Genomic DNA, 19,599 nt, shown 5'->3' on the forward strand with positions numbered 1-19,599 from the left:
GGGGAAAGGGTGAATGTATAAAATTGTTAATTGCTTTTAAAAATTTTATATATGGGGAGAGTTGGCATAGGAATTGCAATAAAACCAGGATAAGGCTATACTAGAGAGGAAGGGAGTCGATCCTTTTTGCGAATTGTGTTGGTCGCTTTGAATGCTAAGTATGTGCATACCAATCTAGCTATACGCTACTTACGTGCCAGTGTCCAAGGTGAATTCCCCGATGTTGACCTGCGGGAATTTACTATTAATGAGTCTATGGAGCGGATTGAAGCAGAATTATATGAAGCCAAGGCAGATGTCATTGGCTTTTCATGTTATATATGGAACTTGAAGGAGACCCTGGCCGTCATTCGTCGGCTGAGGCCTGTCTCTCCCCATACCCGGATTGTGGTAGGGGGTCCGGAGGTTTCTTTTGAAGGGGAAGCATTTTTAAGAGAGAATCCTGAAATTGATGGAGTGGTTCTGGGGGAAGGTGAGATCACCTTCCTGGAACTCCTGCGGGCCTGGGAATCAGGCGCCAGCCTCTCCCAAGTACAGGGGCTGGCCTGGCGGGCTTCTTCCCGGGAGATCATCCTCAACCCGCCCCGCCGGCAGCTGGCCATGGCCGAACTGCCTAATCCCTATAACCATGAAGAAGAGCTTAAAGGGCGCTTGGCCTATGTGGAGACAACCCGGGGCTGCCCTTTTAACTGCCAGTACTGTCTTTCCTCCACCTTTCAAGGGGTCAGGTATCTTCCCCCGGAACGTTTCCGCCAGATTCTGCGTCAAACGTTGCGCTATGGAGCGCGGACCATTAAATTAGTGGATCGCACGTTTAATGTGAATAAAGAGCATGCCTTGAGGATTTTGGATATTGCCCGGGAAGAAGCGGCCCATTACCCGCCGGAGGCAGGTATCCGGGTCCATTGCGAGATGGCGGGGGAGCTGTTGGATGAGGAGTGGCTTCTTTATTTGCAGGATTATCCTCAGGACCTGGTTCAGTTTGAGATTGGGGTGCAGTCCACCCATCCGGAGACTCTGGCCGCGATTCACCGCCCTCAGCATTTTGAGCGCTGGGCAAAGTATATCCGGGAGATGCAAAGGTTGAATAAAGCCCATCTGCATCTGGATCTCATCGCCGGTTTGCCTAAAGAAGGCTGGGAGAGTTTCCGCAGATCCTTTAATGAGGTCTATGACGTTCAACCGGATATGCTTCAGTTAGGCTTTTTGAAAGTGCTTAAGGGGTCGGGACTGCGTGAGCAAAGGGGGGAATATGGGCTGGTCTTTGCTCCGGATCCTCCTTACACCATTTTGCAGACCGATGATTTAAGCCATGACGAGCTGCTCCGGCTTCACCGGCTGGAGGAACTTCTGGATCGCTATTATAATTCGGGCCGCTTCAGTCATTCTTTGGCTTGGGCTGTCGGGAACTATCCCACTCCCTTTGACTTTTATCATGAGTTTGCTGAGTTTTGGCACGGGCAGGGATGGTTCAGGCAGAGCTGGTCGGCTAAAGCGCTTTTTGAAAAGCTCTGGGATTTTGCTGCCGCTCAGAAAAAAGCCTGGGGTGCTGAGCTGACGGCAGCCCTGAGAGAGCGGTTGAGATTGGATTATTATCTGTGGGAACGGCCCAATGGTGTTCCGGACTATCTGCTTCCAGCCGAGGGTGCCCTGCCGCCCAACTATGGGGAGATGAAATTTTCCCTTCAGCAGCATCGGGGCTGGGAGCAAATCATACCGGAGTTTCCCGGGATGGACCGCCGGCAATGGAGCCGGGCGACGGCTGTAGAGTATTTCCAGGAGCCGCAGCCCCGCTGGCTGCTGTTTTTTTATAACAAGGGGCGGACTCAAACCTATCCCGTCCCGGAAGATTTTTTCAATGAAGTGTATTAGATTTCATAATATTTAGATTTCAGCATAATGTTGGAGTTCAGCATAGTGTTGGATTCTAAATGAGAGTTATGAGACAAAGTATCTAGAGAAGTATAAGGAGAATGTCATGGTTAAGGGTTTAGTTAAACAACTCCGTCATAGAATGCTAATAAGCGGGTTTTTGATAGTTATCCTTCTGCTGGCGGGCTGTGGGGAGGATCCCCGGCAAGGGTTGCCCGGGGGGGCTGCTCCGGCGGTGATCGAGCTTTGGCATTCCCTTGCCGGGGCAGAAGGAGAGGCCTTGGCTAAAGAGGTCCAAAGAATTATGGACGGTCACCCCGAAGTGCTCATTCATTTGGAATATATAGCAGAAGGGGAAATAGCCCAGCTTGCTTATCTTGCTCAAGCCGGCGGGGAGGGGCCGGAGCTGTTCTTAACCACCGCTCAGGCCTTGACGGAGCTCTTCCAACAAGGAGCCCTGGCCCCTGTTCTGGGCAACGGGGATTCCTTTATTGGTTTAACGTCTCAATTTCAATATGGGGAAAAGCTTTATGCCCAGCCCTTAGCCACGGATGTTCCGCTTTTTTTCTATCGGACGGATTTGGCCCAGTTGCCTGCTTCTCTGGCGGATTTCCATACAACCAAGGGAGTGCTGGCCTTAACTGCTCTTGACACCAGGAATTTGGCTCCCTGGTGGTCGGCTCAAGGAGGGAAATTAACCGGCAATGGCCAGCCTGTCCTTCAGGATCCGGCCAATCTGATTTTTCTCCAGCAGCTTTTGGCTTGGCGGGAAGGAAATCTTTTGCTGGTCGACCCTAATGCCTGGAATCTGTTCCTTAATGCTCAGGCTGCTTATACCATCGCCAATGCCAGTCAGGCTCAAGGATTAAGCGCAGATATACCCTGGGGAAGTGTGCCTTTAACGCAATTGACTGCCGGGCAAGGGGAAATTTTAACGACGAGAACTCTGGGTATCGCCAATTCATCCATCAAAACTTCCGAGAGTTTAAGTCCGCTGATCCGCTTAGTGGAAGATGAGCTGCTCTCCGCCGATTCCCAAGGGGCGATTGCCAAGGCGGGCAAGCGTTTTCCTGCCAGCAGTTCATTCTATGGCCGCGAAGAAGCTCAGACGGGAATTCTCCGCCAAGTGGGGCTGGGTCTGGCTCAAGTCTGGTCCTTACCGGGAAATGCCTTGGAAGGAAAACTGATTCCGATCCAGGACAAGGCCTGGCAGAAGGCCTGGAGCGGGGTTGTGCCGGAGGAAGCGTTGGCCGAGGCTCAGACGGAGGCGGTAAAAGCCCTTGAAGCAAAATAGCTTCAGGGTATGCAGTGTAGAGAAGGGGGAGTGGTTATGCTGTCAAAGCAGGTACGATTGCTGGTGATTACGGGACTTTCGGGAGCAGGTAAGACCCAGGCGCTGCAAAGTCTTGAGGATCAGGGATATTTTTGTGTGGATAATCTGCCCCCATCCTTAATTTTGAAATTTGCGGAGCTCTGTACTCAGTCCCAAGGCAAGGTGACTCGTGCGGCCATCGTCTGCGATTTGCGGGGCGGGGAATTTTTCTCCTCACTGGCGGAAGCCTTGGGGGATTTGCACAGGGAGGGATTTCATTATGAGATACTCTTCCTGGAAGCCTCGGATGAAGTGCTGGTGGGGCGCTATAAGGAATCCCGGCGCCGGCATCCCCTGTCTCCCAGCGGCGGAATTCTGGAAGGGATTCAAATGGAGCGGCAAATGCTGACGGAGCTCCGGGGGGTAGCCCACAAGATTATGGATACCTCCAATCTGTCTTCCCAGCAGCTGCGCCATCAGGTGGCTGAGAGTTTCGGAAATGAACAGGCTTCAGGACATTTAGCAGTCTCCGTAGTCTCCTTTGGTTTTAAATATGCCATTCCTTTGGATGTGGATTTACTGATCGATGTGCGCTTTCTTCCCAATCCCTTCTATGTTGCTGAGCTGCGGCCTCTTACCGGAGAGCACCCTCAGGTGCAGGATTATATCTTCAGCAACCCGGTAGCCCAGGAGTTTGTGGATAAGTATCTGGGCCTTCTGGAGTTTATCCTTCCTTATTATGTGAAGGAGGGCAAGCGGCATCTGGTCATTGGGGTAGGCTGTACAGGGGGACAGCACCGTTCGGTGGCTATTGCGGAACGGATTGGGCTTTTTCTTCAGGAGCGCAATTATATGATGAGTGTTAAACACCGGGACGCTGCCCGCAATCGGAAGGGTGATAAATCAAAATGAAAGTTAAATTGATCAAATCACTCCCCAGATCCCTGAAATGGCTTTACCCTAACTTAGGTGTTAAACGCTGGTTTTTACTGGCGGTGCTCGGCGTGTTCATCTTTGCCGCAGGCTTTTCCGTGATGAATGATGGCATCGCTCTGGGCTACCTGGAACTGCAATTCCGGGAAGGAATTTACCGCCTGACGGGCAGTGCGCCCCGTACGGCTGTTCCCATGGGTCTGTTCATCAGTGCTTTGGGAGCGGGGGCGATGGTGATTGGTTTTAAAAGGATGCTTCATTCCATTATTTCGGTGCTCTTGCCTGATGAAGAAGCCCGGATTGTGGATGTTATGTATTCACGGCAGCATTTGCGGCGGGGTCCGAAAATCGTGGTCATTGGCGGCGGGACGGGCTTATCAACTTTGCTGCGGGGTTTGAAGAATTATACCCGCAATCTCACGGCCATTGTCACCGTAGCCGATGATGGCGGGAGCTCAGGCAAGCTGCGCAGTGAAATGGGCATTCTTCCGCCGGGGGATATCCGCAACTGCCTGGTGGCCTTATCGGATACGGAGAATATTATGGAGAAATTATTCTCCTACCGCTTTGATGCGGGTACCTTGAAAGGGCATAGTCTGGGAAATCTGGTTTTAGCGGGGATGGCGGATACCTTTGGGGACTTTAAAAAAGGCATCGAGCACGTGGGTGAGGTGTTTGCCCTGCGGGGCAGTGTCTATCCCTCGACCATGGAGCAGGTGGTTTTAACGGCGGAGCTGGCCGACGGGACCATCGTCAAGGGGGAAACTCAGGTCAGAGATACTCAAGGGCGGATTAAACGGGTCTATCTGGAGCCGGAGGATTGCCAGCCGGTTCCGGAAGCGTTAAGAGCCCTGGAAGAAGCGGATCTGATTGTTTTAGGGCCGGGCAGCCTTTATACCAGCGTCCTCCCCAATCTGCTGGTGAAGGAACTCAAGGAAAAGATTCAGGAAGTGGATGCTCCCTGTATTTATGTCTGCAATATCATGACTGAACCGGGGGAGACGGACCAATTCCAGGTCTCGGACCATCTCCAATCCCTTATGGATCACTGCGGCGCCGGGTTTGTGGATGTGGTGGTGGCCAATAAACAAGGGATACCCGAAGAGCTGCTGAAGCGCTATGAGGAGGAAGGCTCCTATCCGGTACAAGGGAACAGGGATAGTGTGGAGTGGCTGGGAGCTAAGTATGTGGAAGCGGACCTTCTGCAGGAAGGGGATACCCTGCGCCACCACTCGGACCGTCTGGCGCGGCTCCTGATTCGCTTGCTTTTTAGTTTAAAACCCATGGGAGAGCGGATTGCTTTAGTGGATTCTTATTTGCTGAACCAGAAGCTGAGAGAAGAGTCCTAGTGCTTTTCCTCTGGGGCTGTGAAGTACTGGTAAAGGAAGTGGAAGAATGTCCTTTAGTGCTGAAACCAAAGATGAGCTGGCTCGGATCGAGGAAGGGAAGCGATGCTGCAATCTGGCCGAATTGGCTGCCTTAGTGCGGATGGATGGGACATTGCAGATTGCCAATCATTCTTATGCTTTGAATGTGATCACGGAAAGCGCCCCGGTGGCGCGCAAAGTGTATCGTTTGGCCAAAAACCTGCTGGGATTGCCCGTGGATATTATGGTGCGGAGGAAGCTGCGCTTAAAAAAGAATAACTCCTACATGGTGAAAATCTACCCCCGGACCTTAGAGGATCTTCAGCAGCTGGGGCTTCTGGATGAAGAGGGGGAGATATTACCGGGTATTCCTAACTTTTTGGTGAAAAAGAAATGCGATAGAATAGCCTACCTGCGCGGGGCCTTTTTGGCAGGAGGCTCCATCAATAATCCCGAGGGAACGTACCATCTGGAGATTATCACCAATGATTCTCTTCATGCTGAGGCCTTAAGCAAGCTGCTTAATAAATTTCATTTGGGGGCCAAGGTCAGCATGCGTAAAAACTGGCATGTGGTCTATATTAAAGAGAGTGAGCATATCGTTGAATTTCTGGGCTTTATCGGCGCCCACCGGGCTCTGTTGGAATTCGAGAATGTTCGTGTGCTCAAGGACATGCGCAATCAGGTCAACCGCCTGGTCAACTGTGAAACGGCTAACCTTAATAAGACGGTGGACGCGGCAGTGCGGCAAGTGGAGAATATCCAAAGGGTAGCCAATACCATCGGTTTGCAGGCCTTGCCGGAGCCGCTGCGGGAAATTGCCGAGCTGCGGCTGGAATATCCTGATGCCAGTTTGAAAGAGTTAGGGGAGATGCTGGTCCCCAAGGTAGGCAAATCGGGAGTCAATCACCGGATGCGCAAGATCGATGAGCTTGCCGAAAAGCTGGAGGAACAGAGTAAACGAGTCAGGAAAGGAGGATAAATGTGCGCATAGGATATGGCTTGAACCTGGAGCAGACACAGAAGTTGATCATGACGCCGGAGTTGCGTCAAGCGATTGCCGTTTTACAGTTATCCGCTTTAGAACTCTCCGGTTATGTGGAGCAGCAGATGCTGGAAAACCCTCTTCTCGATGTGATTGACGATTCCGCCGACAAAAGCGCGGATCATACCCAGGAAGATTCCCCGGCTCAAGAGAAGAACGAGGGGGCGGAGGAAGGGCCCTGGGATATGAACTGGGAAGAGTATTTTCAACATCAGGAAGAACGCATCAGCAAGGAGTATGACCCGGACGCCGGGCAAAGCACCCGCTTTGAGCCTTTTTTAACGTATCAGAAAGTATAAGTTTTTTGGGGATCCCCCTTTACTAGAGTATTTGGTAAAATGGAGTTATGGAAACAAACATATTGAGACGGATATTCTTCGATGAGAATAACCATTGGGATAGATTTGTAGAGAAATACGGGACACGAATAAGACCGATTGTGGTAAAAGAGGTCGAGAAGTTCCGTAACTGTGGTAACCCTAAAAATGGATTTAAGCTCTTAGTGTGTGAAGGCTGCCATGACATACGAATAGTACCGTACCGTTGTAAGGGGAGATTTTGCACAACGTGTAGCAGTGGAGAAACAGAGGAGTGGAGCCGAATGATGGCTGAAGACGTCATGCAGGTTAATCATCGACATGTCATCTTCACAATCGATGAAGGGCTAAGAGTGATCTTTCAAAAACACCGACACTTGCTAAAACCCTTAATGGATGAGGCGGTCAGGATAGTTCAAGAGTGGTTTAAGAAGAAGTGCAAATTGACCCCGGGTGTCATAGCCGGACTGCATACCTTTGGATCCCGAATGAACTTCAATCCCCATGTCCATATGCTCGTGACCATGGGTGGAATGAAGAAAGATGGAGAATGGAAAAGCTATGACTACATTCCATTTCCCTTGCTAAGAAAGCAATGGCAAACGGTGGTCTTAAAACTCATTCGAAGCCACTTAAACGAGGAGGAAAAGAAGAAAGTCCAGCAATTGCTACAGAAAGCCTATTCAGCCAATGGAGAAGGTTTCTATGTCTATGCCCCGAAACAAAGAGGGAATGTCAAGGTGCAACTAGGATATATAGGGCGTTATATTCGTCGGCCGGCAATAGCCCTGCATCGGATTGAAGAATATGACGGTGAGTATGTAACGTTTAAGTATCATGATAAAAATGAGGGGCAAGAGAAACGAGAAAAGCTCACAGTGGAAGAGTTTATCACGCGATTAATCGTGCACATACCGGATGAACAGTTCAAAACCATTCGTTATTATGGAGTCTATGCTCGTCGGATTAAATCACAATGTAAAACACTAGTGTCCGCATGGCAGAAAGAAGTGAGGAAATGGATTGTAAAAGTTAAAAAGACAATAGCACGCAGGAAATGGGAGCAACGGCTCAAGGAACAAACAGGAAAAGACCCCATGGTATGTCCCCATTGTCAGTGTTATTATGAATACAAGGGAGAAGTGTGCCTAAAAGCCGGACACTTAGAAATTAAGCATGCGAGATGTGAGACAAGCAGAGCATGCCTGGAAAGGATGATCGATCATTTCGCCGGTATCCAAAAAACGCAAACCAAGCAAAAAGAAGAAGCCTCAAAGTGTGGAGAATTCAGTCAACTACATTTGTTTGCAGTGTAATGGACAAGAGGAGATTGCATTGAAGGTGGTCAGGGAATTTGATGCTATGGATGATGGTGACCCAACGGTTCCTCCACAGTTTAGTTGTGAAAAATGTGGGGGAGAAATGTATCCAGAGTATTATAAGGGACTTCACGGTTACGACTATAAAATTTCAGATGTGAGAGAGCAATAAAAGGACCGAGGCCGCAGCCTCGGTTTTTCTTTAGCGGCAGGTCCTTCCCTTCAGGAGCATTTGCTGGAACAGATTCATATTCAAAAGGTTCCCATGTCCCAGAAGCTGCTTGAATATATTGTCGGCAATTTGGACGATAACGGCTATTTAACCCTTTCTTTAGAGGAAATAGGGAAGCAGCTCCAGCTTCCCCTTGAGGAAGTGGAAAAAGGCTTAGCGGTGATTCAAGGTCTGGACCCTTTGGGGGTGGGGGCAAGAAGCTTGGAAGAATGTCTGTTGCTGCAGCTTCCCCTGCTGGCAGACTACCCTCCGGAGCTGCCTGAATTTCTTAAGTATCTGGAGGATTTAGCTGCCGGTCGTTTGCAGAGGATCGCCGCCCAGCTCAAAATTACCCCCAGTCAGGTTCAGGATATGGCCGATTTAATCCGCACCCTGGATCCTAAACCCGGCCGGAGCTTTGCCGGGACCGGCGAGGTGCGCTATATCGTTCCCGACGTTGTGGTTGAAGAGGTTGAGGGCGAATATATTATCCTGGTCAATGATGTGACCGTACCCCGTTTGGGAATTAATCAGGTCTACCGCAAGGCTCTAAGTCAGAATAATGAATCAGAGATTCGCAAATTTGTCGAGCAGAAACTCAATGCGGCAGCCTGGCTGATTCGCAGTATCGAGCAAAGACGGCTCACTCTTTATAAGGTTGCGGATGCTATTATCAGACGCCAGGAAGAGTTTTTGCGGCGGGGCATCCGCTATTTAAAACCCCTCAATCTCAAAGACATTGCGGAAGAGATCGGGGTCCACGAGTCCACGGTCAGCCGGGCTACGGCTAATAAATATATCCAAACCCCCCGGGGGATTTTTGAGTTTAAGTTCTTTTTTGCTACGGGGCTGGGCAGTGAACAGGGCATGACCACGGAAGGAATTAAACAAGCCCTGAAAGAGATCATCGCCGCCGAGGATCCCAAGAGTCCCTATTCTGATCAAAAGCTTTCCGAGATTCTTAAAGAAAAGAATATGGAGATTTCACGGCGAACCGTGGCAAAATACCGGGATGAACTGGGGCTCCCGTCCACGGCGCTGCGGAAACGCTATTAGCCGCTGATGAGCAGCCGCAGATTGGTGCGGATGGGCAGGGATGAGGAAGGAATTTTAGAAAAGGGTGCTGAATAATAACAGTAACTCTTTTGTTAATATTGTCCAGGTTATGATGGGTTTGGTCTCAAGAGTAGAATTTTCCTTGGAGCGGTATACTAAGATGATAGAAAGTGCTAAACTTAGACAGGTTGAATTGGCATGAAATTGCTGTTGGCATACCACATAGACATAAATAGCAAGTCTAAAAAAAGATATAGTTTAAAAACGATTAAGCGAAAGAGGAAAGGAGAAAATACTTAATGATGAATAAGAAAGGGCTTAAAGACATTACGGTACGTGGAAAACGTGTTTTTGTGCGGGTTGATTTTAATGTGCCTATGGATGACCATGGCAATATTACCAACGACACGAGGATTCGGGCGGCTCTGCCTACCATTCACTATCTGATTGACGAAGGGGCTAAGATTATCCTCGCTTCCCATTTAGGACGCCCCAAGGGAAAACCGGATCCGAACTATTCCCTGGCTCCGGTGGCCAAACGTCTTGGTGAATTGCTCAAGGGGCCGGTGGCCATGGCGACCGATTGTATCGGTCCGGAGGTAGAGAAAGCAGCAGCTCAGCTGCAGGAAGGTGAAGTCCTTCTTCTAGAAAATGTCCGTTATCATGCCGAGGAAGAAAAGAATGAACCGGAGTTTGTCAAGCAATTAGCCCGCTTAGCTGAAGTGTATGTTAACGATGCTTTCGGTACAGCCCACCGGGCTCATGCTTCCACAGAAGGAATCGCTCATCATCTTCCCGGGGTGGCCGGCTTTCTCCTCCAAAAGGAAATTGAAAGTATGGGCAAGGCTCTGGAGAATCCGGAGCGGCCTTTTGTGGCCATCATTGGCGGAGCCAAGGTCAGTGACAAAATCGGGGTCATTGAGAACCTGCTCCATAAAGTGGACGCTTTGATCATTGGCGGCGGCATGGCCAATACCTTCCTGAAAGCTCAGGGCTATTCTCTGGGCAAGTCCCTGGTGGAAGGGGATAAATTATCCCTGGCTCAGGAGATCCTTGATCAAGGGCGGGAACTCCAGGTGGACATTCTTTTGCCTCAGGATGTGGTGGCGGCCAAAGAATTTAAAGCCGATGCGCCCTATCGGGTCACCGCTGTCCGGGAGATCGCCGAGGACGAAATGGCTCTGGATATCGGACCGGAGAGTGCCGGACTGTTCAGTGCAAGAATACAAAAGGCCCGGACTATCGTCTGGAACGGCCCCATGGGTGTCTTTGAAATGGAACACTTTGCCAAGGGGACGGAGAAAGTTGCTCAGGCTGTGGCCTTATGTCCGGGTCTGACCATTGTCGGCGGTGGAGATTCCGTGGCCGCCGTAGAAAAAATGGGTGTAGGGGAGCAAATGAGCCATATCTCCACAGGAGGGGGGGCTTCCCTGAAGCTCCTGGAAGGCAAGACCCTGCCCGGTATAGCGGCACTACAAAACATCTAAACTTATCCCATCTTGAAAGGAGCTCATTTCATGGCCAAACGACATCCTATTATCGCTGGAAATTGGAAGATGAATAAAAGTCTCCGGGAGACTCAGGAATATGCGGTAAAGCTCTTAGGAGTGCTTGGCGAAGTCACTGCAATCGACGTTGTCGTGTGTGCGCCCTTTACAGCCTTAAATGTTCTCAAGAATGAGCTGGAGGAGAGCGTCATTCATATTGGGGCTCAGGATATGTTTTATGCCCCCGATGGGGCTTATACGGGAGAGATCTCTGCGGCGATGCTGGTGGATGTTGCCTGCACCTATGTCATCCTCGGACATTCGGAGCGCCGGGAAATTCTCCGTGAAACGGATGAAGAGATTGCCAAAAAGGTGAAGGCGGCCCTTAAGGCAGGGCTCACCCCCATTCTCTGTGTGGGTGAAAACTTAGCCAACCGGGAAGAAGGCAAGGCCTTTGCCATCGTGCGCGGCCAGGTGGAAAAGGATCTGACGGATCTTGCCCCAGATGATTTGAAACGGGTGGTCATTGCCTACGAACCTATTTGGGCTATCGGCACGGGTAAGACAGCCTCCAGTGAAGATGCCCAGGAGATGTGCGCCATGATTCGCTCTACTTTAGCCGGAATTGCCGGTGTGGTTGCCGATGAGGTCAATATCCTCTATGGGGGCAGTGTTAAGGCGGACAATATTGGTGAGCTCATGAGTCAGCCGGATGTGGACGGCGCTCTGGTGGGCGGGGCCAGCCTGGAAGCCGAAGGATTTGCCCAATTGGTTCAGAATGCGGTGGCTGCTCTATGAAGCCTCTGCTCTTGATGATTCTGGACGGATGGGGTTATAATCCCCAGAGCGCAGGCAATGCTGTGGCTAAGGCCCCCAAGCCCCATTTCGACAGACTGCTTGAGGAGTATCCTCATACCCTGATCGTTGCTTCCGGGGAGGAAGTGGGATTGCCCCCAGGCCAAATGGGGAACTCGGAAGTGGGGCATTTGAATATTGGGGCAGGCCGGGTGGTCTATCAGGAATTCACCCGGATTTCCCAAGCCATACGGACCGGTGAGTTTGCCCGGAATACGGTTTTGCAGGAAGCTATGGAACGGGTCAAGGATGGGCCCAATGCTCTGCATCTGATGGGGTTGCTCTCGGATGGAGGGGTTCACTCCCATAGTGAGCATCTTTTCGCCCTTCTGGCGATGGCCAAAGACATGGGGGTCAAAAAAGTGTTCATCCATGCCTTGCTGGACGGCCGGGATGTGCTGCCCCAAAGTGCCAAAGGGTTCATGACTCAGCTTAATATGAAATGCCGGGAATTAGGCCTTGGTCAGGTTGCCACCGTCAGCGGACGTTATTATATGATGGATCGGGATAAACGCTGGGAACGGGTGGAAAAGGGTTACCGGGCTTTAGTGAATGGGGAAGGTCTGAAAGCGCCTAATTCTTTGGCAGCCATTGAACAATCCTATGATGTCAGGGTCACGGATGAGTTTGTGGCACCTACAGTCATTGTCGACTCGGCAGGGGAGGCTGTGGGACCGCTTCGGGACGGTGACAGTTTTATCTTCTTCAATTTCCGCTCCGATCGGGCCCGGGAGATCTCCTATGCTCTCTTGGATGAAGAATTTACCGGCTTTGACCGGGGAAAACTTTTGCAACTCCATTATGTGTGTATGACCGAATATGACGATAAGCTGAAAGGGGCGGCCGTGGCTTTTCCGGCTCAGAACTTAGACAATACCTTGGGGGAGGTTCTGGCCAAACATCAGAAAAAGCAGCTGCGCATCGCTGAAACAGAAAAATACGCCCATGTCACCTTCTTTTTTAATGGTGGGGTAGAGGAACCTTGTCCCGGGGAAACCCGCTGTCTTATTCCTTCTCCTCAAGTCCCTACCTATAATCTGCTGCCGGAAATGAGTGCTTATGGAATTACCGAGGAGCTCTTAAAGCGTCTGGAAAGAGAAGAGGATGAGGTGATCATTCTGAACTTTGCCAACGCGGATATGGTGGGCCATACAGGAGAGTTTGAAGCTACGGTCAAAGCCATCGCAGCGGTGGATCAGTGTATCGGGCAAATCGTTCCCCGGGTTTTAGAGCGCCAGGGAACCGTCATTATAACCGCCGATCATGGCAATGCGGAAGCGAAAGTGGACCTGCAAACCGGCCAGCCCTTAACGGCCCATACGACCAATCCGGTGCCCTTGATCCTGGTTAATGATCAGCTTAAGGGTAAAACCCTGCGGGAAGGCGGGGCCCTGCGGGATGTGGCGCCGACGATGCTCCGGCTGCTGGAGATTCCGCAGCCTCAGGAGATGACTGGCAAGTCCTTGATTTGATGAATACTATATTTAGGAGGTAAGCCCTATGAGTTATATCGAAGAGATTTATGGACGGGAGATCCTGGATTCCCGTGGCAATCCTACCGTTGAGGTGGAAGTTCTTTTGGAGGACGGTTCCATGGGCCGGGCGGCTGTTCCTTCCGGTGCTTCCACAGGTGCTTTTGAAGCCGTTGAACTGAGAGATGGGGATGCGAGCCGTTTTCTGGGTAAAGGCGTTCTTAAAGCCGTAGAGAATGTCAATGAGGTGATTGCTCCGGAATTGGAAGGGTTAAACCCCTTTGACCAGCCGGCTATCGATCGGGAGCTTATTGCTCTGGACGGCACTGAGAACAAGGGCAAGCTGGGAGCCAATGCTATTCTGGGGGTTTCTCTGGCTAATGCCAAAGCGGCTGCGGAATGCGTCGGGCTTCCTCTTTATCAATACTTAGGCGGGGTTAATGCCAAAGAACTCCCCGTTCCCATGATGAACATCCTCAACGGTGGTCAGCATGCCGATAATAATGTGGATATTCAAGAGTTTATGATCATGCCTGTCGGTGCCAAGAGTTTTGCCGAAGCTCTGCAAATGGGAACCGAAGTGTATCATAGTCTGAAAGCTGTCCTTAAGGAAAAGTCATTGGCCACTGCCATTGGGGATGAGGGCGGGTTTGCTCCCAGCCTGGAATCCAATGCCGATGCCCTCCTGGCTATTATGGACGCCATTCAGCGTGCCGGCTACACACCTGGCAAAGATATCGCTCTGGCCTTGGATGTAGCGGCTACGGAACTTTATCGTGATGGCAAGTATCATCTTGAAGGAGAAGGCCTGACCAAGACGGCGGATGAAATGATTGCCTACTACGAAGAGCTGGTTGAAAAGTACCCCATCGTTTCCATCGAGGATGGTTTGTCCGAAGAAGACTGGGAAGGATGGAAAAAGCTTACCGAGAAACTGGGAAGCAAGATTCAGCTGGTCGGGGATGATCTGTTTGTCACCAATCCCGCCCGCTTGGCCAGGGGCATCAAAGAAAAATGCGCCAATTCGATCTTAATTAAGCTCAATCAGATCGGGACCCTTACTGAAACTCTGGATGCCATTGAAATGGCCAAACGTGCCGGTTACACAACGGTCATCTCCCATCGTTCCGGGGAGACCGAGGATGTGACCATGGCTCATGTGGCTGTCGCTGTGAATGCGGGACAGATTAAAACAGGAGCTCCCGCCCGGACAGAACGGGTAGCAAAATATAACGAGCTTCTCCGCATTGAGGAAGAGCTGGGGGAAACCGGAGTTTACACGGGCCATGAGGCTCTGGGCCGTTAAGGGCCATATATTGACAGCTAGGGTATAGACTATTGCCATTTGTCAAATTTTTATGCTAAAATAGCGGTACTGGCTAAAACCATAGGGAATGACCGCCACACCCTCTCTGTGTCTTAAAACAGGGGAGAAGTGGCGGTTTACCTGGTATAGGCAGGCGATTGCTTCCGATTGGTTTTCAATAGATTGAGGAGGTGAATAGGTATGGTGATTTTTCTAACCGTAATATTAGTTCTTAGCTCCTTAGGCCTGATCGCAACGGTTTTACTTCAATCCGGTGTGAGTGCAGGTTTGGGAGCTATTGGTGGTGCCAGCGAATCCTTCTTTGGGAAAAAGAAGGGCTTGGACGCTGTCTTTCAAAAAGTTAGCATAGCTTCAGCTGCAATATTTTTGCTGAGTTCTCTGGGGGTAGCCTGGCTCATGAAATAAGGCCAGGTCCCCTGCTCCCTTTATTCAGCTTCCGTAGAAATAGAAGATCATCGCAGAAAGATAATCCTTTTAAAAAAATATCCATTACCTTACCAAAATCAATAATGAACAATCCCAGGTTGTAATTTTAATGGCGCCAAACGGAAACTGAATTAGTATTTGGGGGACACCTGGCTCATTACATAATATAAAAATTTTCATTATTTAGGGGGGTTTTTTGACAATGGATTTTGCTTCAACGCCTATATGGGCTGTCCTAGCAGGTCTCGTCGGGCTGGCATTTGCCTTCTATTTCGCAAGTAGCGTTTTAAAAGAAAGCCCGGGAAATGCTCGGATGCAGGAGATTTCTCTCGCGATTCAAGAGGGTGCCATGGCATTCCTCAACCGTCAGTACAAAACACTGATTCCCTTTGTAATCATAATCTTTCTTATTCTAACTTTTTTAAAAGGCTGGCAAACGGCTGTATCTTTCCTGGTGGGAGCGCTGCTTTCCGCTGTGGCCGGTTATGTGGGCATGGGAATTACCACCCGGGCTAATGCCCGGACCACGGAAGCTGCCCGGACCAGCCTGAACAAGGCTTTGGGCGTGTCCTTCCGCGCCGGGGCGGTTATGGGTCTTTCTGTTAACGGCTTAGGTCTCATTGGGGTTGCCGCTCTTTTCCTATGGTTCCAGGATGCGGAGACCATTAACTCCTTCGCCTTTGGTGCCAGTGCCATTGCCTTGTTTGCTCGTGTCGGCGGTGGTATCTACACCAAAGCAGCCGACGTGGGTGCGGACCTGGTAGGTAAAGTCGAAGCCGGCATTCCTGAAGATGATCCCCGTAACCCTGCTGTTATCGCCGATAATGTCGGGGATAATGTGGGTGATACCGCCGGGATGGGAGCCGACCTGTTTGAATCTTATGCTGCTACCACCATTGCGGCGATGCTGATTGGCGCTGTAGCTTTCAAATCCCTAGGAGGGGGAGTTTCCGGACTTATGCTGCCGCTGATGATCGGTATCGCGGGAATACTTTCTTCGATTATCGCCAGCTTTTTCGTGCGCACCGGGGAAAATGCCAACCCTCAAACGGCTTTAAACAAAGGCTTATGGGGAACTAACCTTCTAACGGCCATTGCTTCCTACGCCATCGTCCAATTGATGATCACTGAACCTGTCTATGTCAGTGAAAGCTTAACGCTGACTGCTAACAATATATTTATTGCTATTGTCTGTGGATTGGTTGTGAATATTCTGATCGGTTTATTGACCGAGTACTATACTTCGAATCAGAAGGCTCCTGCCCAAGCTATTGCCAAAGCTTCTGAGACCGGTGCCGCCACCAATATTATTCAAGGTCTGGCTACCGGAATGAAGAGTACCGCTCTTCCTGTTGTCGTGATCTGTGTTGCTACTTATGTTTCTTTTGCAGCAGCCGGTATCTTTGGTATTGCTATGGCTGCTATGGCCATGCTTTCTACTGCCGGTATGGTTGTAGCCATCGACTCCTTTGGACCTGTTGCCGATAATGCCGGCGGTATCGCAGAGATGGCTGATCTGGATCCCAGTGTCCGCAAGACCACGGATAAACTGGACTCTGTAGGGAACACCACTGCTGCGGTGGCGAAAGGATTCGCCATCGGTTCCGCGGCCTTGACAGCTTTAGCTCTCTTTAATGCTTACTCTGAGCTTGCTCATCTGGATCGAATCGACATCCTGGTACCCACCACGATTATCGGTCTCTTCATCGGAGCTGCGCTGCCCTTCCTCTTCTCTGCTTTTGCTATGGAAGCTGTAGGTAAAGCTGCTTTCGAAATGATTGGTGAGGTCCGCCGTCAATTCCGTGAGATTCCTGGTCTTATGGAAGGAAAGGCTAAACCGGATTATCGTGCTTGCGTGGATATCTCCACTAAAGCTGCTATTCGTCAAATGATTGTTCCTGGACTCTTAGCCATCGGCTCTCCGATCCTGGTAGGATTTTTACTCGGTAAGGATGCTTTAGGTGGAATGCTGGCCGGTGGAACAGTTTCCGGATTGCTCATGGCCATCTTCATGGCTAACGCCGGTGGAGCCTGGGACAATGCCAAGAAGTATGTTGAAGCCGGAAATCTCGGCGGTAAAGGAACCCCCACCCATGCTGCAGCTGTCATCGGGGACACTGTAGGGGACCCCTTCAAGGATACGGCCGGTCCGTCCTTAAACGCCTTGATTAAGGTTATGGGTACGATTTCTCTGATTATCGCGCCGCTCTTAATTTAAAACGACTTAGGCTGGGAAGCAGGGGAGTAAGTTCCCCTGCTTCTTTTTTGCACTGAGCCGGGCAGGAAGGCTGTGGGGGAAGAGAGACTGGGCCGGACGGCGGCCTCTGCTGGAAAAAGGCGAAAGTCTATGTTATACTGAGGATCTGAAAGTTTACACTGTACGTGATAACTCATAGAGAGGAGGAGCTTTGTGGCATCTGAAGGGATAAAAGTCATCTCTGACAATCGAAAAGCCTATCATGATTATTTTGTGGAAGAGAAGCTGGAAGCCGGAGTTATCCTCACCGGAACCGAGATCAAATCCATTCGCAACGGGCGTGTCAATCTCAAGGACAGCTATGCCCGGATCGAAAACGGTGAAGTCTGGCTTTATCAGCTGCACATCAGCCCCTATGAGCAGGGGAACCGTTTTAATCATGATCCCCTGCGCAAGCGCAAACTCCTCCTTAACCGCTCCGAGATCATCAAGCTGGTCGGGAAAGTGCAGCAACAGGGCCTGACCCTGATTCCCACCAAGATTTATCTTAAGCGTGGCCTGGCTAAGATCGAACTCGGGGTCTGCCGGGGGAAAAAGAACTACGATAAACGCCAGGATATTGCCGAACGGGATGCTAAACGTGAGATTGAACGGCACTTCCGGGATCAGGGCAAAGGATATTGATCAAAAAGACTTCTCAATGCGGCTTACAACGCATAGGGGAGTCTTTTTGATGTTCATCCCACATTTCCTCCCGAACTATGTCCGTTTCTTCAGAAGATCATACATTCGCACTTCTCTGCCGGTGCCCTCTTTTGTTATTTCACACTATCTTTCTGAGACAGGCTCATATTTTTGTTTTTGATTTTAGGTGGTTTCGAATTTCTTAAATTTACTCGCCAGGAGAATTGGTAATATCGGGAAAAGGCCAATTGCTGAAAGCTGATAGAGACTAACAAAAACTAATAACAAACAATAAAAGGAATAAATATCAATGGAATATAAACTAATCAAAACTAATTTAAAATGATATAAACTAATAAAAATTAATAAATGTTAATATTTTTTTATAGAATTAGCTATTTATTAGTGATATAATGATGACCATAATTTTATATGAGTATCCGAGCCTGCCGACCTATCCCTTAGTTTACGGTTTTCAGGCCTGAACAGTATCGCTGCGCGCCTTGGCAGCGCGATGCAGGTTCACGGGGTGGTATTGGAAACGATGCCGCCTTCCACGTTGAGAAGGAGAACACAAGACTTGTGCATCTATCATTGCTGATAGGTGTTGTTGCGGCTGTATCTTTCGAGACGGGAGATACGGCCTTTTTATTTAGAGATTTTTGATTTGATTTTGGAGGAAAGTTTATGGTCAATTCAGAGCGGCAAAAAAAAATACGGGCGGCACATCTTAGACTGATGATTTTAGCTGCTATGCTGATTATCGTTTTTTTGGTCTCATTCAACATTGGGCGCTTCGAGGGCATTCCCTTCAAGGAGACTGTTTTAATCATGCTCTCGGCGGTTTTTCCGATTGAAGCAACCTGGCCCCAAAACCATGAAACGGTGGTTCTCTTTATCCGCTTCCCGCGTATTATGGCCGCGGTTCTGATCGGTGCAGCTTTGGCTCTGTCCGGCGCATGCTACCAGACAGTGTTCAAAAATCCGCTGGTTGCGCCGGATATTCTCGGTGCTTCCGCCGGAGCGTCATTGGGAGCGGCCATCGCTATCTTCAGCGGTCTTGGCTATTTTTATATTCAGCTGTTTGCTTTTGTTTTCGCCTTGGGAGCGGTGGCCTTAGCCTGCCTGGTAGGCACACGCATCAAGCGGGACCCTTCTCTGTCTCTTGTCCTCTCAGGCATCTTTATCTCCTCCCTGGCCAGCGCCATTGTCTCTTTGATCAAGTTTCTCGCCGATCCGAGGGACAAACTGCCCGCCATTACCTATTGGCTGATGGGGAGCCTTTCCAATATCACTCTTACTAATATCAAGTGGGCCATCATCCTCATGCTGATTGGCGCCATACCCCTCTTTTTGGTACGGTGGCGGCTCAATGTTTTATCCATGGGCGATGATGAAGCCAAGACTCTCGGCATCGAGACAAAGCAGCTGCGCCGTCTTGTGATCGTCTGCTCGACATTATTAACAGCGGCTTCGATTTCCATCGGCGGCTTGATCGGCTGGGTGGGCCTCGTCATTCCCCATTTGATGAGAAGGTTGGTGGGACCGGATAACAAGGTGCTTATTCCGGCAACGGTCATGGGTGGCGGTGTCTTTCTTCTCCTGGTGGATAATGTGGCGAGATCCCTCACTGCCGTGGAGATCCCCCTGGGCGTGCTCACCGCGATCATCGGCGCTCCGTTTTTTATCGGTCTTATGATGTACGGAAGGGAGGGCTAG

General features: G+C 50.2%; 14 protein-coding genes, 2 pseudogenes and 1 riboswitch. All 16 genes and pseudogenes read left to right on the forward strand.

Features of this window, described 5'->3' with window-relative positions; all coding sequences use genetic code 11:
* The first annotated feature begins 126 nt into the window (after positions 1 to 126).
* The 16 genes and pseudogenes from DESLBE_RS17945 to DESLBE_RS18025 all read left to right on the forward strand — a co-directional run bounded on the left by DESLBE_RS17945 (position 127) and on the right by DESLBE_RS18025 (position 19,599).
* Positions 127 to 1,872 (forward strand): B12-binding domain-containing radical SAM protein, encoded by a 1,746-nt coding sequence (locus DESLBE_RS17945; RefSeq protein ID WP_144677766.1) that lies wholly within the window; start codon positions 127 to 129, stop codon positions 1,870 to 1,872.
* Positions 1,873 to 1,978: 106 nt separating this feature from the next.
* Positions 1,979 to 3,166, forward strand: coding sequence for an extracellular solute-binding protein (locus DESLBE_RS17950; RefSeq protein WP_144677767.1), 1,188 nt, complete (start codon positions 1,979 to 1,981; stop codon positions 3,164 to 3,166).
* Between the two features lie 36 nt (positions 3,167 to 3,202).
* A complete protein-coding gene (gene rapZ, locus DESLBE_RS17955) occupies positions 3,203 to 4,096 on the forward strand; it encodes an RNase adapter RapZ (protein ID WP_005815633.1) in 894 nt (297 codons plus the stop codon).
* Positions 4,093 to 5,466: a gluconeogenesis factor YvcK family protein gene (locus DESLBE_RS17960; protein WP_005815635.1), complete on the forward strand. Its 1,374-nt coding sequence runs from the start codon at positions 4,093 to 4,095 to the stop codon at positions 5,464 to 5,466. The genes rapZ and DESLBE_RS17960 overlap by 4 nt, the downstream gene beginning before the upstream one ends.
* Before the next feature lie 46 nt (positions 5,467 to 5,512).
* Complete coding sequence (gene whiA, locus DESLBE_RS17965; protein ID WP_144677768.1) at positions 5,513 to 6,466, forward strand: DNA-binding protein WhiA; 954 nt, start codon at positions 5,513 to 5,515, stop codon at positions 6,464 to 6,466.
* 2 nt (positions 6,467 to 6,468) lie between these two features.
* Positions 6,469 to 6,810, forward strand: a pseudogene (locus DESLBE_RS17970) (RNA polymerase sigma-54 factor); the annotation flags it as partial.
* 65 nt (positions 6,811 to 6,875) lie between these two features.
* Positions 6,876 to 8,162 (forward strand): transposase, encoded by a 1,287-nt coding sequence (locus DESLBE_RS17975; protein ID WP_080632402.1) that lies wholly within the window; start codon positions 6,876 to 6,878, stop codon positions 8,160 to 8,162.
* Positions 8,163 to 8,304: 142 nt separating this feature from the next.
* Positions 8,305 to 9,432 (forward strand): annotated as a pseudogene (gene rpoN / locus DESLBE_RS17985) (RNA polymerase factor sigma-54); the annotation flags it as partial.
* Between the two features lie 299 nt (positions 9,433 to 9,731).
* Positions 9,732 to 10,919 carry a phosphoglycerate kinase gene (locus tag DESLBE_RS17990; protein WP_282433888.1) on the forward strand — a complete coding sequence of 396 codons (1,188 nt, stop codon included), beginning with the start codon at positions 9,732 to 9,734 and terminating at the stop codon, positions 10,917 to 10,919.
* A 30-nt stretch (positions 10,920 to 10,949) separates the two neighbouring features.
* Entirely contained in the window at positions 10,950 to 11,717 is a 768-nt protein-coding gene (gene tpiA / locus DESLBE_RS17995; RefSeq protein ID WP_144677769.1) for a triose-phosphate isomerase, read from the forward strand.
* Positions 11,714 to 13,246 (forward strand): 2,3-bisphosphoglycerate-independent phosphoglycerate mutase, encoded by a 1,533-nt coding sequence (gene gpmI / locus DESLBE_RS18000; RefSeq protein WP_144677770.1) that lies wholly within the window; start codon positions 11,714 to 11,716, stop codon positions 13,244 to 13,246. The genes tpiA and gpmI overlap by 4 nt, the downstream gene beginning before the upstream one ends.
* A gap of 28 nt (positions 13,247 to 13,274) precedes the next feature.
* Positions 13,275 to 14,552 carry a phosphopyruvate hydratase gene (eno, locus tag DESLBE_RS18005; protein WP_144677771.1) on the forward strand — a complete coding sequence of 426 codons (1,278 nt, stop codon included), beginning with the start codon at positions 13,275 to 13,277 and terminating at the stop codon, positions 14,550 to 14,552.
* A gap of 201 nt (positions 14,553 to 14,753) precedes the next feature.
* Complete coding sequence (gene secG / locus DESLBE_RS18010; RefSeq protein WP_005815654.1) at positions 14,754 to 14,978, forward strand: preprotein translocase subunit SecG; 225 nt, start codon at positions 14,754 to 14,756, stop codon at positions 14,976 to 14,978.
* 223 nt (positions 14,979 to 15,201) lie between these two features.
* Entirely contained in the window at positions 15,202 to 17,217 is a 2,016-nt protein-coding gene (locus tag DESLBE_RS18015) for a sodium-translocating pyrophosphatase (protein WP_144677772.1), read from the forward strand.
* Positions 17,218 to 17,409: 192 nt separating this feature from the next.
* On the forward strand, positions 17,410 to 17,880 hold the full coding sequence (gene smpB / locus DESLBE_RS18020; RefSeq protein ID WP_005815658.1) for an SsrA-binding protein SmpB: 471 nt from the start codon (positions 17,410 to 17,412) through the stop codon (positions 17,878 to 17,880).
* 426 nt (positions 17,881 to 18,306) lie between these two features.
* A riboswitch (molybdenum cofactor riboswitch) is annotated at positions 18,307 to 18,466 on the forward strand.
* A gap of 101 nt (positions 18,467 to 18,567) precedes the next feature.
* A complete protein-coding gene (locus DESLBE_RS18025) occupies positions 18,568 to 19,599 on the forward strand; it encodes an iron ABC transporter permease (RefSeq protein ID WP_144677773.1) in 1,032 nt (343 codons plus the stop codon).

This window comes from Desulfitobacterium sp. LBE, assembly GCF_007830365.1.
GTDB lineage: Bacteria > Bacillota > Desulfitobacteriia > Desulfitobacteriales > Desulfitobacteriaceae > Desulfitobacterium > Desulfitobacterium hafniense.

Bases quoted from the DNA above. Each gene is read 5' to 3' on its own strand.
- DESLBE_RS17990 (WP_282433888.1), top strand. From the start codon at position 9,732: ATGATGAATAAGAAAGGGCTTAAAGACATTACGGTACGTGGAAAACGT.
- DESLBE_RS17960 (WP_005815635.1), top strand. From the start codon at position 4,093: ATGAAAGTTAAATTGATCAAATCACTCCCCAGATCCCTGAAATGGCTT.
- gpmI (WP_144677770.1), top strand. From the start codon at position 11,714: ATGAAGCCTCTGCTCTTGATGATTCTGGACGGATGGGGTTATAATCCC.
- tpiA (WP_144677769.1), top strand. From the start codon at position 10,950: ATGGCCAAACGACATCCTATTATCGCTGGAAATTGGAAGATGAATAAA.
- DESLBE_RS18015 (WP_144677772.1), top strand. From the start codon at position 15,202: ATGGATTTTGCTTCAACGCCTATATGGGCTGTCCTAGCAGGTCTCGTC.
- DESLBE_RS18025 (WP_144677773.1), top strand. From the start codon at position 18,568: ATGGTCAATTCAGAGCGGCAAAAAAAAATACGGGCGGCACATCTTAGA.
- DESLBE_RS17975 (WP_080632402.1), top strand. From the start codon at position 6,876: ATGGAAACAAACATATTGAGACGGATATTCTTCGATGAGAATAACCAT.
- rapZ (WP_005815633.1), top strand. From the start codon at position 3,203: ATGCTGTCAAAGCAGGTACGATTGCTGGTGATTACGGGACTTTCGGGA.
- secG (WP_005815654.1), top strand. From the start codon at position 14,754: ATGGTGATTTTTCTAACCGTAATATTAGTTCTTAGCTCCTTAGGCCTG.
- DESLBE_RS17950 (WP_144677767.1), top strand. From the start codon at position 1,979: ATGGTTAAGGGTTTAGTTAAACAACTCCGTCATAGAATGCTAATAAGC.
- whiA (WP_144677768.1), top strand. From the start codon at position 5,513: ATGTCCTTTAGTGCTGAAACCAAAGATGAGCTGGCTCGGATCGAGGAA.
- eno (WP_144677771.1), top strand. From the start codon at position 13,275: ATGAGTTATATCGAAGAGATTTATGGACGGGAGATCCTGGATTCCCGT.